This window comes from Gillisia lutea (assembly GCF_021568705.1).
GTDB lineage: Bacteria > Bacteroidota > Bacteroidia > Flavobacteriales > Flavobacteriaceae > Gillisia > Gillisia lutea.
The window spans coordinates 270,026-285,022 of sequence record NZ_JAKGTH010000008.1 but is presented as its reverse complement, the minus strand read 5'-3'; the positions used below and the strand labels follow the sequence as shown (position 1 = coordinate 285,022).

Annotated in this window: 16 protein-coding genes; 8 read left to right on the top strand and 8 right to left on the bottom strand. The window is 34.9% G+C overall.

The features are described 5' to 3' along the window. Positions 1-7: 7 nt before the first annotated feature. The gene (locus L1I30_RS08465) at positions 8-1,258 is read left to right on the top strand and encodes a tetratricopeptide repeat protein (RefSeq protein ID WP_236133844.1); all 1,251 of its coding nucleotides are present in this window, start codon (positions 8-10) and stop codon (positions 1,256-1,258) included. 91 nt (positions 1,259-1,349) lie between these two features. Here the strand turns inward: L1I30_RS08465 and L1I30_RS08460 are convergent, their stop codons facing one another. Together L1I30_RS08460 and L1I30_RS08455 are read right to left on the bottom strand one after the other, a co-directional pair. After that, entirely contained in the window at positions 1,350-2,099 is a 750-nt protein-coding gene (locus tag L1I30_RS08460) for a C40 family peptidase (protein ID WP_236133843.1), read from the bottom strand. 23 nt (positions 2,100-2,122) lie between these two features. After that, positions 2,123-3,298 carry an acetyl-CoA C-acyltransferase gene (locus L1I30_RS08455; RefSeq protein ID WP_236133842.1) on the bottom strand — a complete coding sequence of 392 codons (1,176 nt, stop codon included), beginning with the start codon at positions 3,296-3,298 and terminating at the stop codon, positions 2,123-2,125. 116 nt (positions 3,299-3,414) lie between these two features. On the opposite strand from L1I30_RS08455, the gene L1I30_RS08450 reads away from it, so the two are divergent. Continuing rightward, positions 3,415-5,460 (top strand): HD family phosphohydrolase, encoded by a 2,046-nt coding sequence (locus tag L1I30_RS08450; RefSeq protein WP_236133841.1) that lies wholly within the window; start codon positions 3,415-3,417, stop codon positions 5,458-5,460. Positions 5,461-5,463: 3 nt separating this feature from the next. Here the strand turns inward: L1I30_RS08450 and L1I30_RS08445 are convergent, their stop codons facing one another. After that, positions 5,464-5,916, bottom strand: coding sequence for a transcription elongation factor (locus L1I30_RS08445; protein ID WP_236133840.1), 453 nt, complete (start codon positions 5,914-5,916; stop codon positions 5,464-5,466). A gap of 192 nt (positions 5,917-6,108) precedes the next feature. On the opposite strand from L1I30_RS08445, the gene L1I30_RS08440 reads away from it, so the two are divergent. Beyond that, positions 6,109-6,783, top strand: coding sequence for a SatD family protein (locus L1I30_RS08440; protein WP_236133839.1), 675 nt, complete (start codon positions 6,109-6,111; stop codon positions 6,781-6,783). Further along, positions 6,773-7,507 (top strand): DUF3307 domain-containing protein, encoded by a 735-nt coding sequence (locus L1I30_RS08435; protein WP_236133838.1) that lies wholly within the window; start codon positions 6,773-6,775, stop codon positions 7,505-7,507. The genes L1I30_RS08440 and L1I30_RS08435 overlap by 11 nt, the downstream gene beginning before the upstream one ends. On the opposite strand, the gene L1I30_RS08430 is transcribed toward L1I30_RS08435, so the two are convergent. Beyond that, positions 7,481-7,888, bottom strand: a complete 408-nt coding sequence (locus L1I30_RS08430; RefSeq protein ID WP_236133837.1) for a glyoxalase — start codon at positions 7,886-7,888, stop codon at positions 7,481-7,483. The two genes, L1I30_RS08435 and L1I30_RS08430, sit on opposite strands and share 27 nt — an antisense overlap. 164 nt (positions 7,889-8,052) lie before the next feature. On the opposite strand from L1I30_RS08430, the gene L1I30_RS08425 reads away from it, so the two are divergent. From L1I30_RS08425 to L1I30_RS08410, 4 genes are read left to right on the top strand one after another with little or no spacing between them, the layout of a single operon-like run. Continuing rightward, on the top strand, positions 8,053-9,420 hold the full coding sequence (locus L1I30_RS08425) for an NAD-dependent succinate-semialdehyde dehydrogenase (RefSeq protein WP_236133836.1): 1,368 nt from the start codon (positions 8,053-8,055) through the stop codon (positions 9,418-9,420). 4 nt (positions 9,421-9,424) lie between these two features. Continuing rightward, positions 9,425-10,297: a DUF72 domain-containing protein gene (locus L1I30_RS08420; RefSeq protein ID WP_236133835.1), complete on the top strand. Its 873-nt coding sequence runs from the start codon at positions 9,425-9,427 to the stop codon at positions 10,295-10,297. A gap of 1 nt (position 10,298) precedes the next feature. Further along, positions 10,299-10,721, top strand: a complete 423-nt coding sequence (locus L1I30_RS08415; protein WP_236133834.1) for an NUDIX domain-containing protein — start codon at positions 10,299-10,301, stop codon at positions 10,719-10,721. Between the two features lie 25 nt (positions 10,722-10,746). After that, the gene (locus L1I30_RS08410; protein ID WP_236133833.1) at positions 10,747-11,136 is read left to right on the top strand and encodes an acyl-CoA thioesterase; all 390 of its coding nucleotides are present in this window, start codon (positions 10,747-10,749) and stop codon (positions 11,134-11,136) included. Here the strand turns inward: L1I30_RS08410 and L1I30_RS08405 are convergent. The 4 genes from L1I30_RS08405 to L1I30_RS08390 form a co-directional block, all read right to left on the bottom strand. Beyond that, positions 11,133-12,068: a mechanosensitive ion channel family protein gene (locus L1I30_RS08405; protein ID WP_236133832.1), complete on the bottom strand. Its 936-nt coding sequence runs from the start codon at positions 12,066-12,068 to the stop codon at positions 11,133-11,135. The two genes, L1I30_RS08410 and L1I30_RS08405, sit on opposite strands and share 4 nt — an antisense overlap. Positions 12,069-12,155: 87 nt before the next feature. Then, complete coding sequence (locus tag L1I30_RS08400) at positions 12,156-13,247, bottom strand: endonuclease/exonuclease/phosphatase family protein (RefSeq protein WP_236133831.1); 1,092 nt, start codon at positions 13,245-13,247, stop codon at positions 12,156-12,158. A gap of 24 nt (positions 13,248-13,271) precedes the next feature. After that, positions 13,272-14,567 carry a mechanosensitive ion channel family protein gene (locus L1I30_RS08395; RefSeq protein ID WP_236133830.1) on the bottom strand — a complete coding sequence of 432 codons (1,296 nt, stop codon included), beginning with the start codon at positions 14,565-14,567 and terminating at the stop codon, positions 13,272-13,274. A gap of 4 nt (positions 14,568-14,571) precedes the next feature. Continuing rightward, positions 14,572-14,856, bottom strand: coding sequence for a DUF3817 domain-containing protein (locus tag L1I30_RS08390; RefSeq protein ID WP_236133829.1), 285 nt, complete (start codon positions 14,854-14,856; stop codon positions 14,572-14,574). Positions 14,857-14,997 lie beyond the last annotated feature (141 nt).

Genomic DNA, 14,997 nt, shown 5'->3' with positions numbered 1-14,997 from the left:
AAACAGAATGAAAACTAATTTTTTAACCATAGCATTATCCTTATTATCGGTTGTTGCTATAGCTCAAAAAAAAGAAATCCGTGATGCCGGTAAAGCAGTTGAGAAAGGAAGTTTTGCACAGGCAAAAACTTTATTACAGCAGGCAGAACCAAATTTAGCTGAAGTAAATGACAGCTATAAGTCAGATTACTATCTATTTAAAGGTAGAGCTTACTTTGGTACTGGAGAAGGGGTTTCTCTAGATGATCTTTTAGTTGCTGCAGATGCTTTTAAGCAAGCGGAAGAAATGGGAGCTAAAGAAGACGCTAAAGTTGGTTTATCTGGAGTAGTTAATAGTTTAGTTCAAAGTGCTATAGACGACCAGGGAACCGAAAAATTTGAGGATGCTGCCAACAAGTTATTTGCAACCTATCAAATCAATAAAGCCGATACATTGTATTTATACTATGCAGCTTCAAATGCTGTAAATGCTCGTAAATATGATGTTGCTTTGGAATACTACAATGAATTGAAAAGCCTTGGTTATACAGGGATCGAAACTCAGTACATTGCAGTTAATAAGGAGACTGGAGAAGAAGAGGCAATGAATAAAGCCCAGAGAGACCTTATGGTAAAATCTGGTGAGTACATCAAACCGGAAGACAGAGTTACCGAATCAAAAGCTGGTGAAATCGCTAAGAATATTGCATTAATTTATATTCAGCAAGGTGAAGATGAAAAAGCTATCAACGCCATGAATGAAGCAAAAGCGGCAAATCCTGGAGATATTGCTTTATTGCAATCTGAAGCAGATATGTATTATAGAATGGGGAATAAGGATAAGTACAAGGAGATTATGGAAAACATAATCGACCAAGATCCAACAAACCCTACTTTATATTACAATCTTGGAGTAACTTCTTTTGAAATTGGAGATAGTGAAAAAGCTATTGGATATTATAAAAAAGCTTTAGAGTTGAAACCAGAGATGTCTGAAGCTCGTTTAAATATTGCTGCAGCTATTTTATCTCAGGAAGCTGCTATTGTAGAAGAGATGAATGGTTTAGGTATGAGTAAAGCTGATACTAAGAAATATGACGAATTAGCTGAAAAGCGTAAAAATATTTATAAAGATGCACTTCCATATTTAGAAAAAGTTATGGAAAGTGACCCATCTAATAAAGAAGCTATTCGTACTACTATGAATATCTACTACCAAATAGGCAGTAATGACAAAGCTGATGCTTTACAAGCGAAGCTTACTGAGCTAGAAAAATAGTTAGAATTGTTATGATATAAAAAAGGCTGCCAAAATTTGGCAGCCTTTTTTGTTTTTTACTTTATAATAATAGTAGCTTATTATATAAAGCTTAGATAATCTTTTTTATAACCCTTAGCTGATGAGTATGCTTTTTTAGATCCATATTAAAAATACCCGAGTGATCTATACGGTCTATTCGAACTTTTCCGTTTACATGTATAATATGGTTATCCTGCATCATAATTCCAACATGGGTGATAGTGCCATCTGAATCGTCGAAAAAAGCCAGATCTCCAGGTTCACTTTCTTCAATAAAGCTTAAAGCTTCCCCTTGTTTAGATTGCTGGGCTGCAGACCTTAAAAGTGAATAGCCATTCAATTTATACACCATTTGTGTTAAACCCGAACAATCTATTCCAAATGGCGTCTTTCCTCCCCACAAATAGGGAGCATTCAAATACAGTAATGCAGTATTTATAAGATTCTGTTTTTCTTTGATACCACTAATTGCTCTCCCTTCAAAAAGATGACCTAATTTCTGAGAGTGATTTAACCTTGCTCCAAACGGGATTGTGGTCAACCCTCCGGAACTGTCGGTTAAATAATCGATAAGATCTCCCGAATAGGTTCCCGGAGTTGTATTTAATTCTTGGTAGGCAGATTCTTCGATTTTAATAAACTGACGATTATCTACCCAGCCTTCAAAAGAATCGAATGCAATACGAATTCGACTCCATTTACCTCTTTCTTCTAAGATCTTAAAAAAATCACCGTAAAGGAGTTGGGTAATCATTTCAGAAGCATCACCAGGCTGCACTCTAACAGGTACGATACTAAGATTGCATATTCCGTATTGCATCAACTAAATATTGCAAATTTAACTTAGTCTCTCTCAATTACCATTGCCGATGCACCTCCACCGCCATTACAAATAGCAGCAGCTCCTATTTTAGCATTGTTCTGTTCCAGTACATTTAATAGGGTTATGACGATTCTTACTCCCGAACAACCAAGTGGATGTCCTAAAGATACAGCTCCTCCATTTACATTGGTATTCTTGTCTGATAATCCTAATAACTTCATGTTTGCTAAACCTACAACGGCAAATGCTTCGTTGAACTCAAAGTAATCCACATCCTCTTTAGTGATTCCTGCTTTAGCCAGGGCTTTTGGTAAGGCTTTAGAAGGGGCTGTAGTAAACCATTTTGGTTCTCCCGCTGCATCAGCAAAACTCTTCACGCTTGCTAGAACTTTCAATCCTAACTCATTTGCCTTTTCACGACTCATTAATATTACAGCTCCGGCACCATCATTAATAGTAGAGGCATTTGCAGCAGTAACAGTTCCATCTTTTGTAAAGGCAGGTCGTAGCGTGGAAATTCTATCCATTTTTACATTTCTGTACTCTTCATCCTCTTTTACTACTACTGGATCTCCCTTGCGCTGAGGCACTTCCACAGGAACTACTTCATTATCAAATTTTCCATCCTTCCATGCCTGAGCAGAGCGTTTGTAAGATTGTAAAGCAAATTCGTCCTGATCTTCTCTAGAAAAATTATGTTCTGTAGCACATAGATCGGCACAAACTCCCATTGCGTTCTGGTCGTAAGCATCTACCAATCCATCTTTTTGCATCCCATCAATCATGCTAGCGGGACCAAATTTTTGTCCGTTTCTTAAATGTAAATAATGAGGGATTAAGCTCATGTTTTCCATACCACCGGCAATAACAATCTCAGCATCACCTAACATTATGGCTTGAGCTCCTTGCATCATAGCTTTCATACCACTGGCACATACTTTATTTATTGTGGTACAAGGAACGGTGTCAGGAATACCAGCACCTAAAGCGGCTTGTCTGGCAGGTGCCTGTCCTACTCCTGCCTGTACAACATTACCCATTAAAACTTCGTTAACCAGTTCTGGTTTTAAATTGATTTTATCTAAGGCGCCTTTAATGGCGATTGATCCTAATTTAGTTGCCGGAATAGTAGATAAGCTTCCTAGAAAACTACCTATTGGGGTTCTTGCGGCACTAACTATAACAACTTCTTTCATAACTTCAAGATTTGAATTTATATTCATGCGAATTTAGTGATTTTATAAAGAAGAAACCAAGGCTTCTAAGTGCACGAGGTTTTTTTATTACATTTGGAAAAATAGTAATTTCCTAAATGAATAATTTCATTAACAACTTCTATAAAAATCAGGCATTATTCTATAAGGTCTTTTTATTTATTGTGACAGCTGTTCTCATTGTGTACCTGCTTCCCAAGGGAGGGAAGTTTAAATATGAAATCACAAAAGGGAAACCCTGGCAATATGAAAATTTATATGCTCCTTTTAATTTTGCTATTCTTAAAACTGATGCAGAAATTATTAAGGAAAGAGAACAAATTATAGCGAATAATATTCCCTATTATAAATTCAATGAGAGTATAGTAAATCAGGTAAAAGCTGAGGCTCCCCAACAAATTAAACTGATTTTTGCCGATAGTATTTTAGTTGGAAAGCAAAAGGTAATTTCAAACTATGTAGAGAGTACGCTTAATGAACTGTATGAATATGGGGTATTACAGGAAGAACGGGGTACAAAATACGATAAACTTGTCTACATAAAAAAGGGGAATGAGGCGTATGAGGTTAATTATGGTAAGATATTTCCACAAGATGAAATTCTTCCTTACCTAACAAAAACTATTACCCAGAATAATCTCAACGCATTTAAACCAGAGTTACTCGAAATTTTTTACAACATAATTAAGCCGAACATAACGTATGATGAAAGTCTAACGCAAAAAGAACTGGATAGTAAGCTTAATGCTATTTCTTATACCCGGGGCAGTATTGAACGTGGAACTATTATTGTTTCTAAAGGTGAAATTGTTGAAGGGGAGAAGTTGGATATTTTAAACTCCCTGAAAAAAGAGTATGAGTCTCAGGTATGGAGTGATTCAAGTTATAACTGGATTTTGCTTGGCTACAGTTTATTGGTTTGTCTTGCACTGTTAATGCTACTACTATTTATTAGAAAGAACAGACGAGATATATACGATAATAATGTAAAAGTCTCTTTTATATTTTTCAATATTCTCCTCATGGTGTTTCTCACAACAGTGGTAGTGAATTTTGAAGCCAAGTATGTTTACATTGTTCCATTATGTATTTTGCCGCTTACTTTAAAAGCTTTTTTTGACTCCAGGCTTGGCTTATTTGCCCATGTTATAACAGTACTTATCCTAGGCTTTATAGTTCCTAACAGTTACGAGTATATGTTTTTGCAAATTATTGCCGGAATAGTAACCATATTAACTGTTTCAGAACTTTACAAAAGAGCAAATCTCTTTATATCGGTAGGGCAGATTACATTTATTTATATCCTGGTTTATTTTGCTTTTACTGTCATTCAGGAAGGAAATATACTCGATTTGAATTCCGAGATGTTTCTTACTTTTATTCTGGGTGGTCTTGCCACACTTTTTGTACAGCCACTAATTTATATTTATGAGAAGATATTCGGATTAGTATCAGATATGTCTTTATTAGAACTTTCAGATACAAATTCAAAATTGCTTAAAGAGCTTTCAGAAAAGGCTCCGGGAACTTTTCATCATTCACTCAATGTAGCTAATTTAGCTGAAGCTGCTGCCAATGAGATTGGAGCCAATGCCATGTTAGCCAGAGTTGGAGCTTTGTATCACGATATTGGTAAAATGGAAAACCCTACTTATTTCTCTGAGAATCAAACAAGCTCGGTAAATTCGCATGATGAGTTATCCCCACGAGAAAGTGCAGAGATTATAATAGACCATGTCATTAAAGGGATTGAAATTGCTAAGAAAAATAACCTACCAGACAGAGTTATAGATTTCATTAGAACCCATCATGGTACTACCACGGTATATTTCTTTTTTATGAAAGAAAAAGAGCTAAACGAAAATGTTTCTCCAGAAAGTTTTAAATATCCCGGACCTATTCCATTTAGCAAAGAAACCGCTATTTTAATGATGTGCGATAGCGTTGAAGCCGCTAGTAAAAGTTTAAAAGAGCCTACCACCACCAAGATCAACGATTTTGTTGAAAAAATAATCGATAAGCAGATGGATGAGGCTCAGTTCTTAAATGCTAATATTACTTTTAAGGAAATTCAGCTCATAAAGAAAATTCTCAAGCAAAAGCTTAAGAATATATTTCATTTAAGAGTTGAATATCCGGAGTAAATTTTAATGGACTTCTAAAATTTCGACTTCTTCATCGTTCAGTAAAAAAGTGTCGCCTGCCTTTTTTCCTTTCAATTTTTCAAAAATTGGAGCTTCAGTGGAAATTACATGAACGATGCGTCCATCTTCCATTTTCAAATTTCCAATAGGACCTGCTATAAAGTAGAAATTATTTTTAGTTTCGATCACGCTTCCAAATTTGATGTATTCGCTGTAATGTTCTCTATCTACAGTACTTAGGGTTTGCTTCATTTTTTGAGCATTATCTAGGTATGTGGCGTATTTTTCAAAATCTCCTAATAACTCACCTTTACTACCTTCTTCATCATAATCGGTATGAACATCATTGGCTTCCATAGATTCCTTGATATTATCCATTTCGGCTTGAAATTTCTCTATTTTTTCATCTACTAATTGCAGACATTTACTGAATAATTCTTTTTTATTTGGTACCATTTTTTTCTGTTTTATTAAATGTAATTATACCATCAGCAAATGAAGAATGTTTTGCAAATATTTAGTACTTATTAAAATAGCACTCTGTAATTTATAAGCTGAAAGACTTATAAATACAAAATATAAGTCTATAGACTAATTTTATAAGATTATAAGCTTATAGACTAATAATTTTTTTATTATATTTACACTATGATAGCAGTAATCACAGCAGATTTAATAGATTCTACACTATATAAAGAACCTGTATTAGAACAGGTTCTAAATACACTTAGGGATGAGTTTGAAAAGGTATCTAACACTTTAGGAAAAGAGAATATTCGCTTAACTATTTACAGGGGAGATAGTTTTCAGGGAATTATAAAAAACCCGGAATATGCACTGCATGTCGTATTGCAACTTAAATCGGCCATAAACAGGATTCATTTAAAAAAGACTAAAAAAAGTAGAGCTTATTCTAAAATTGTAGATTTTAAAGTGGCAATAGGTATTGGAACAGTGGAAATAGAGCGAGAAGCTATATCGGAGTCGAATGGCCAGGCCTTTCAATTTTCTGGACGTACCTTAGATGAAATGAAAAGTGAAAATAGGAAAACGAAAATAAAAACAGAATATGAAGAAATAAATAACGAATTTAACACCTCTTTTTTCTTACTAGACACTATTACTGATAAGTGGAGTACCGCTTCTGCAGAAGTAGTGTATTATTTACTGCTAGGTTTAAAAGAAAGGGAAGTTGCTGATGTTCTCCAAATAAGTCAATCGGCAGTGAATCAACGTAAAAAAGCCGCAGGGTGGGATGCTATTTCAGTGTTGCTTGAAAGATATAAAGAAGTGATCTTAAAGAAATTTATAGATGGAAAATAGTTTACTACTCCTGCTTCAGTTTTTATTAGCGCATATTCTAACCGATTTTGTATTTCAGCCTACAAAATGGATAAAGCATAAGCGTAAACATAAAGAAAGATCTTATTTCCTGCTTTTGCATGCCTTAATTTCAGGAGTGCTAACACTAATTATTCTTCAAAAATGGGAATGGTGGTATGTTGCCCTCATCATTAGTGCAACTCATTATTTAATTGATCTCTGGAAACTTTATCAATTAAAAGACAATTTAAAATACTTCTTACTGGATCAACTTTTTCATATAGCGGTAATAGTGCTATTGTGGTTATTTCTCATTAATGGCTTCAATAAAATTCTTCCATTTTTAATAGATGTCTTTAACTCAACTAAATTTTTAATAGTTATAATTTCTTATTTATTCGTTGCATTTCCTGTAGGGTTTTTGATAGGAAAGGCCACACTACGATGGCAGGTAGAAATAGAAAATACTCATAAAAAAAATAGCCTGGATGCTGCAGGAAGATACATCGGGATATTTGAAAGAATACTCGTACTCACCTTTATTCTTACCAATAATTTTTCAGCTATAGGGTTTCTTATTGCAGCAAAATCTATTCTAAGATTCAGTGATAAATCGGAATCCGGGGCAAGGAAGCAAACTGAATATGTTCTAATAGGAACCTTAATCAGCTTTACCATTACCATAATAATTGGCTTGCTAGTACGCCATTTCCTCCTCCAGTAACTGGATATTACTAAACATTCGCTCCTTTACAATGTTCATCATTCTTTTGTTAAGAGCAGAAGAGTTCTCAATGTATAGCGCATACTCTTCAATAGTGAACTGGCCAATCATGATACCTTTTAGGCTATTTCTGAATTTAATATCCCTTTGAATAGCATTTTCAATGAAGGATATTTTTTTTTCTATTGAAAAGGAGTAAAAAGCATTTTTGTGTTTCTTGATATAATTTTTAAAAACCGCAATAAAAAGATCGTTTTGGAGCTTGGCCACGGGACGAAGGGTTTTGTTTTGAAAATGCTCATCCCGACTCATATTATTTGTAACTATGGCGGAAGGAATTTCAGGTCGTAATTCAAGTAATTGTAGATCTCGCTGATTCATAGTAGTAGAGTTTATTAAATTTATAGAATAATTCAGTCCATAATTGGAAGTGCTACTACAAGTTTTGAACCACTTGTAAACAATGGGACACTCCGTTAAAGTCCTCTTAATGGCTCCCGGTCTTCTTTTCTGTATTTTTATCTTTAAAAAAACATTTTTTTGACATGATTATTTCTAAGAATCCATATACGGGAGAAGAGGTTTTCTCTATAAAAGAATATACTAACATTGAAGTAGAAGAAGCTCTTGAGGTTGCTAATAAGCGATTTGTCAGTTGGAAGAACACCAGCTTTGAAGAACGTTCTAAATTAATGCTAAAGGCTGCGGTTGAACTTCGGAAAAATAAACAGGAATATGCTGAAAATATCACACAGGAAATGGGGAAGCCAATCACCCAGGCCATTGCAGAAATTGAGAAATGCGCCTGGGTTTGTGAATATTATGCCGAAAATGCCGCATCCCAATTGTCCAAAGACTCAATTTCTACCAATGCTTTTAAGAGTTACATTACATACGAACCCATTGGGGTGATTTTGGCTGTAATGCCCTGGAATTATCCCTTCTGGCAAGTGTTTCGATTTGCTGCTCCTGCATTAATGGCTGGAAATATAGGGGTGTTAAAGCATGCCAGTAATGTGATGCAATCTGCAAATAATATTCAAAAAGTGTTTGAAAGGGCTGGGTTTCCTAAAGGGTGTTTTCAAAATTTGCCCATTAGTAGTAGTAAGGTTGAAGCTATTATTCGGGACTTCAGAATAAAAGCGGTCACTCTTACCGGAAGTAAGCCTGCTGGAAGTACAGTAGCTTCGATAGCGGGAGAGGAGATTAAAAAAAGTGTCTTAGAGCTGGGGGGAAGTAACGCCCTAGTAGTTTTTAGGGATGCAGCCATAGAAGACACAGTAAGAACATGTGTACAGGCACGTTTTCAAAATACCGGGCAAAGTTGTATTGCCGGGAAGCGATTGTTATTACATGAATCTATAGCAAAGGATTTCTTAGAGAAATTTACTAAAGAGGTTAGAGAGTTGAAGAGTGGAGATCCAATGGATTCTGAAACATATATTGGTGTAATGGCAAGAGAAGATTTGGCCGAAGATCTTGAAAAGCAAGTACAACAATCATTAAAAGAAGGCGCTAAAATACTCGTGGGAGGTAAACGTGATAAAACCTATTTTGAACCCACTATTCTAACAGAAGTAACCCCTGATATGCCTGTATTTAAGGAGGAGACTTTTGGTCCTGTGATTTCCGTTACTACTTTTAAAACTGAAAAAGAGGCAATAGATATGGTAAATTCATCAGCATTTGGACTTGGAGTTTCTGTTTTTACTGAAAATCTCGATGCTGCCGAAAGCATGGTTCCGCAGTTTGAAGATGGAGCCGTATTTATTAATGAGTTGGTTAAAAGTGATCCTAGATTGCCTTTTGGAGGCACGAAAATATCAGGATATGGTAGAGAGCTTTCGTTGCACGGCATACAGGAATTTGTAAATAAGAAGACCGTGTACATTAAAAAAATCAGCAAAAAATAACTTTATGAAATTTGGAAAAGTGAGTGACCCGGGTAGTGTGGATTTTAGTTTACCTCCCACCCATGAACAAACAGTAGAAATCCTAGAAAAGCAAGAGCCTTCTAAATTTATGAATGTTAGAGTGGGATGTGCAAAATGGAATAGAACCGATCTTAAAAATTTCTATCCCCGTGGAACCAAAGATGAATTAACATATTATACTTCACAATTCAACTCTATAGAATTGAATGCTTCATTTTACCGGATGTTCCCTTCTGAACAGTTTGAAAAATGGTATGAAAAAGCGGAAGATGATTTTCAGTTCTTTCCCAAAGTGCCACGTCTTATAAGTCATATTAAAAGATTAAATGACAGTGAGCGTTTGGTAGATGATTTTGTTAGTAATTTACTGCCGCTCAAAGAAAAATTAGGAATGGTGTTTTTACAAATGCCTGAAAATTTTCTTCCAAAAAATATCGATAGATTGGAACCCTTTTTTAAACACTGGCCAAAAGAAATTCCTTTAGCAGCAGAATTTCGACATACCGATTGGTATAACGATGCTCAAGTGGCTAATGAATTAAATGATATTTTAATGAAATATAATATCTCCAATATTATAACTGATAGTGCGGGCAGGAGAGATTTACTGCATATGCGACTTACGAATGATACTGCTTTTATAAGATATAACGGTGCCAACCATCCTTCAGATTATACCCGATTGGACGATTGGCTAAAAGTGGTTGAAGATTGGTATAAATTAGGTCTTAAAAATTTATATTTTTTTGTGCATCAAAACCTGGAAGAGGCATCTCCTTTACTTTCCGCTTATCTTATTGAAAAATTGAATGAGAGGTTTGAGATGAATATTAAAATCCCTAACACTCTAAATTAAGATGAAACAGGAAATAGCAATAACCGTGGATACCGTGATTTTCTGTATTGAACACAGCGATAAAAAGGTGCTTCTTATTCAAAGGAAAAATGATCCTTATAAGTATCAATGGGCTTTACCGGGAGGATTTTTAGAAGAAGATGAAGAGTTAGAGACCGGTGCCAAAAGAGAATTAAAAGAAGAAACCGGTTTGAAGTTGGAGAGCTTAAAGCAATTACATGCTTTTGGCAGGATAGGAAGAGACCCACGTGGAAGAACTATTTCTATAGCATTTGTTGGTAGCGTGGAAAAGGAATTCGAAGTAGTGGGAAGTGATGATGCCCGGGAAGCTAAATGGTTCAGTATTAAAAAACTACCTGAATTAGCTTTTGATCATCTTCAGATTATTTCAGAAGCCACCGAAAGTTTGGGAGTTTCTGTTTAACTTAGATATTTTAAATTATAAAATTATGAGATTTCATACTAGAAAGTGGGTAAAACCTCAAGATTTAAACCCAAATGGTTCGCTCTTTGGAGGCCGACTTTTAGAGTGGATTGATGAAGAGTGCGCTTTGTATTCAATCATTCAATTAGAAAACCCTAAGGTGGTTACAAAATTTATGAGTGAAATAAATTTCAAAAGTTCTGCCAGTCAGGGAGATATTATTGAAATTGGAATTGATGTTGTAAAATTTGGAAATGCATCGCTTACGTTACGTTGTGAAGTAAGAAATAAGATGTCGCGTGAAACTATTATTACAATAGAAAATATTGTAATGGTGAGCCTTGATAAAAATGGAAAACCTCGAGCCCATGGGAAATCAAAAATCGAGTATGTAAAAGACAGGTTGAAAGATTAAATATTGTCCTTCTCACTATTGTTTTTTATCTCGGGCGAAAGTCTTACAGGGAAATCTAGTTGCTTATTTCCACCGTAAATTTTGATTTCCTGGATATCTGCCGGCATATAGTAACCATTATCTTCTAAGGCTTCTTTTACTTTCCTAACAACATTTCCTTTGGTTATCATTGCCATTCTTCTAAAATCTTTAGTATCTACCCAGAAGAATACTTTCAAATTTACTGTGCTAGTGGCAAGTTCGTCTTCAATTACAAAATTTTGATGTTCCACGTCCTCAATTACATTAGGCTCCTTCTTTAATGCTTCCATCACAGTAGCTTTGGCTCCATCAATATTATCTTCATAAGCTATACCAATAACAAAACTCCATCTGTAAAAGCCATCTTCGGTATAATTGGTAACTGGTTTGGTTAATACATCACTGTTGGGGATATATACATCTTTTCCATCAAATGTTTTTAATTTGGTATATCGAAATTCCAGGGCTTTCACTTTTCCGAAGTTTTCTCCAATTTCAACTGTATCATGAATATTAAATGGCCTGTTAAAAGCGAGGATGATGCCTGCAATAAAGTTTTCTCCAATATCTTTAAATGCAAAGCCCAAAACTACTGCACTTGCTCCTGCGGCAGTGAGAATACCGGTAGCGATTCCACCAAGACCTGCAGCTTTCAGACCTAACATGATGGCTATAATGATAAAGAAAAACCGAATGGCTTTTCCTAAGAACCTGCTCATTAATGGGTCTTCAGTTTGCGCAGAGATACGCTGTCGGGCAAATCTTCCAATCCACGTACCTATTAGTACGCCTAAAATAATAATAACAAGACCAAAGCCAATTCCCGGTAATTGGGCTATAAAATTATCGTAAAACTCTAAAAAAGCTTCACTTATAGTTTTTACTTGACTAGCGTCGTTGTTTTGAAGCATTTTCTATTTTTTTTAAAAATAAACATTATGCTTAAATAGCCTGCTAATTCTATGCAAGTATTTAATGCAAACTTCAGGGTTTATAAGTTATTTTTCATTTCCATTCTTTTCAGCCTGCTCTTCTTTTGCTTTTTTTATCTGTTCATTCGCTCGTTCTAACTGGTCTTTACTTGGTGCTTCAGCCTTTTGTTCTGCAGCTCTTTCAGGTTCTAAGCTTAATGTTATAGTAAACGGATAGTGATCGGAATCTATACTTTCTCCTGTTTTTATTTCTGAAACTCTAAACTCTTCTGAAACAAAAAAGTGATCTAGAGGCCATCTTAAAATGAAGCTTTTCACATCAAATGAATTATAGAATCCTCTACCAACCCTAACATCCAATAATCTGCTTACTTCTCGGAAAAGGGTAGAGGTTCCAGACCAGGCAACATCGTTAAAGTCGCCGGCCACAATTACCGGTAGATCCCTATTCATTGCCATTTCAGCAACCAGCATCATCTCCCCATCCCTGTCTGTAGACGAAGGATTTTCCTGTGGCATTGGTGGAGTAGGGTGGATAGCGTGAAAGCTTATTTCCTTACCCGATCTTAATTTTAAAATGGTATGAATAGAAGGAATGCTGTCATCTATTAAAAACCTAATCTTAGGATCCTTCATTTTCAATTTTGAATATAATAACATTCCATAAGTATTATCTAAAGGCATTTCTGCTTTATACGGATATTTGGCAACTGCGCTCGCCACATCGTTTTGCCATCGCTTATCGGTTTCTGTTAATAGTAAAATATCGGGATCTTTATCTTCAATTTCCTTAATTAGCAGATCTGGATTGGTATTTTTTTGCAAGACATTAGCGGCATAAAATTTTATTGTATTAGCCTTATCTACTGTGGGCGAAGAGTCTCCAACTTCATAATTAGAATGTGGTAGATAAGGATAAATTTTTAATAACTGGAATAAGAAACAAGCAGCAAGTACCACTACAAAAACATAATCTTCCACCCATTTTACATCAAACTTTATGAAATAGGTCATTAATGCTACGAAGGTTAGAATGGTGAGTTGAATATGGGGGTAATCGAACATTCGTATCCACCAGAAATCGGCCGCCGCGATTGGTATAAGTGTAAGAACTACCGCGAATATTCCAAAGCCTTGTAAGAAAGGTTTTAATTTCATAAATATAAATTATTAGAAAAGAGGTTAGGCCTCTGGGGCATCTTTAAAATTAGTGTATAATCGTTGAATATCGTCCCCGGAAGGTGACTCGAATAATTTTAGATCGAAATAGGGAACTGCCGCAATTAGATGATCAAATATATCTGCGGAAATATATTCGAAATTTTCCCAACGCTTATCTCTACTAAAACATAATATTTCTACCGGAATCCCTTGAGGGGTGGGAGCCAAGTGCCTAACTATCAAGTATAGCTCTTTATGAATTGCAGAGTGATCCTGCAAGTAGGCATCGGCATATTTTCTAAAAATCCCCAAGTTGGTTTGGTTTCTTCCGTTAATCGGAATTTCTTTATTAATGTTATTAGTGTTATTATACTTGTCAATTTCTTTTTGACGATGCTCCAAATAAGGCGCAATCAAACTTATTTTCTTATATCTTTCAAGGTCTTCTGAAGATACGAATTTAACGGAATTCTGTTTGATGAAAACTGCTCGTTTAATTCGTCTTCCCGGAGAATCCTGCATTCCTCTCCAGTTTTGAAATGAATCAGAAATAAGGCTGTATGTAGGAATTGAGGTGAAAGTATTATCAAAGTTCTGGACTTTTACGGTAGCTAAGTTAATTTCAGTTACATTTCCATCAGCACCATATTTACTAAAGGTTATCCAGTCTCCAATTCGAACAATATCGTTTACAGAAACTTGAATTGAAGCCACAAATCCTAAAATAGTATCCTTAAATATCAGTAGCAATACTGCAGATGCTGCACCAAGAGAAATCGCAAAATTAATTACCGATTTCCCTGTAATTTCAGAAAAAATAAACATGATACCTACCACCCAAATAAATATCATCAATACCTGAATGTAGCTATCTAAGGGTTTATCACTATATTCATCTTGAGTTTTAAGAAAATTTCGAGTGGTTCTCAGCAAACTTCTAAAAATCCATACTACCAGAATTATGACATAGATATCCAGTATAAACAGAACCAATTTTAACATAAACTGGTGGTCTATTAAGATATATGATATTGTAGAATATATTAAGATGATAGGTATGATCTGACCTATATATTTTGGAAAATTACTTTTTATAAGAAAATCATCAAAAGTAGTTTTTGTTCTATTGGTGAAGGTTTTAAAGGACTCAATAACAAATCTTCGCAATATATAATTAATCACTAATACGGCAAGAATGAGGGCAGAGAGATTGACAAATAACCCGATATATTCGGCAACTTCCAAATTCATTCCTTGTTTAATAAGGTAGTCTTCTAAAGCACAGGTAATAAATTTAAAATCAAAAAGGTCTTCCATAGCGTTACAAGAATTTTTTTTCGACATAAAACGGGCCGAAAGGCAGGACAGAGCAAATAATAGCGATAACAAGGGTCTTCCAGGTCCAATTCAGCATTTTAAACATCCATAGCGCACCTATAATATATAAAATAAATAAAACACCATGGGCCATTCCTACTGTTTGGACCATTTGAGGTTTATCCATAAGATATTTTAAAGGCATTGCTACTAAAAGCAATACTAAAAATGAAATTCCTTCAAGGACACTGATGGTTCTAAAAATTTTAATTTGTTGGTTAGGCCTCATATAATGCGATATTGGAAACAAAGATAAATTTTATAAGTAGAGTGTAAGTAGGATTAACAAGTTTATAAGCTGTAATTATCAAATAAATAGTCTTTTTAATAGTATACGCTTATAATTAGAAACACTTCAGGGTATTTTTCT

What these genes read in the sequence shown, in the direction of transcription:
- L1I30_RS08430 (WP_236133837.1), bottom strand. Translation starts at nt 7,888, where the DNA reads ATGAATCAGCGAGATCTACAATTACTTGAATTACGACCTGAAATTCCT.
- L1I30_RS08450 (WP_236133841.1), top strand. Translation starts at nt 3,415, where the DNA reads ATGAATAATTTCATTAACAACTTCTATAAAAATCAGGCATTATTCTAT.
- L1I30_RS08425 (WP_236133836.1), top strand. Translation starts at nt 8,053, where the DNA reads ATGATTATTTCTAAGAATCCATATACGGGAGAAGAGGTTTTCTCTATA.
- L1I30_RS08440 (WP_236133839.1), top strand. Translation starts at nt 6,109, where the DNA reads ATGATAGCAGTAATCACAGCAGATTTAATAGATTCTACACTATATAAA.
- L1I30_RS08465 (WP_236133844.1), top strand. Translation starts at nt 8, where the DNA reads ATGAAAACTAATTTTTTAACCATAGCATTATCCTTATTATCGGTTGTT.
- L1I30_RS08455 (WP_236133842.1), bottom strand. Translation starts at nt 3,298, where the DNA reads ATGAAAGAAGTTGTTATAGTTAGTGCCGCAAGAACCCCAATAGGTAGT.
- L1I30_RS08410 (WP_236133833.1), top strand. Translation starts at nt 10,747, where the DNA reads ATGAGATTTCATACTAGAAAGTGGGTAAAACCTCAAGATTTAAACCCA.
- L1I30_RS08415 (WP_236133834.1), top strand. Translation starts at nt 10,299, where the DNA reads ATGAAACAGGAAATAGCAATAACCGTGGATACCGTGATTTTCTGTATT.
- L1I30_RS08390 (WP_236133829.1), bottom strand. Translation starts at nt 14,856, where the DNA reads ATGAGGCCTAACCAACAAATTAAAATTTTTAGAACCATCAGTGTCCTT.
- L1I30_RS08460 (WP_236133843.1), bottom strand. Translation starts at nt 2,099, where the DNA reads ATGCAATACGGAATATGCAATCTTAGTATCGTACCTGTTAGAGTGCAG.
- L1I30_RS08435 (WP_236133838.1), top strand. Translation starts at nt 6,773, where the DNA reads ATGGAAAATAGTTTACTACTCCTGCTTCAGTTTTTATTAGCGCATATT.
- L1I30_RS08405 (WP_236133832.1), bottom strand. Translation starts at nt 12,068, where the DNA reads ATGCTTCAAAACAACGACGCTAGTCAAGTAAAAACTATAAGTGAAGCT.
- L1I30_RS08400 (WP_236133831.1), bottom strand. Translation starts at nt 13,247, where the DNA reads ATGAAATTAAAACCTTTCTTACAAGGCTTTGGAATATTCGCGGTAGTT.
- L1I30_RS08420 (WP_236133835.1), top strand. Translation starts at nt 9,425, where the DNA reads ATGAAATTTGGAAAAGTGAGTGACCCGGGTAGTGTGGATTTTAGTTTA.
- L1I30_RS08445 (WP_236133840.1), bottom strand. Translation starts at nt 5,916, where the DNA reads ATGGTACCAAATAAAAAAGAATTATTCAGTAAATGTCTGCAATTAGTA.
- L1I30_RS08395 (WP_236133830.1), bottom strand. Translation starts at nt 14,567, where the DNA reads ATGGAAGACCTTTTTGATTTTAAATTTATTACCTGTGCTTTAGAAGAC.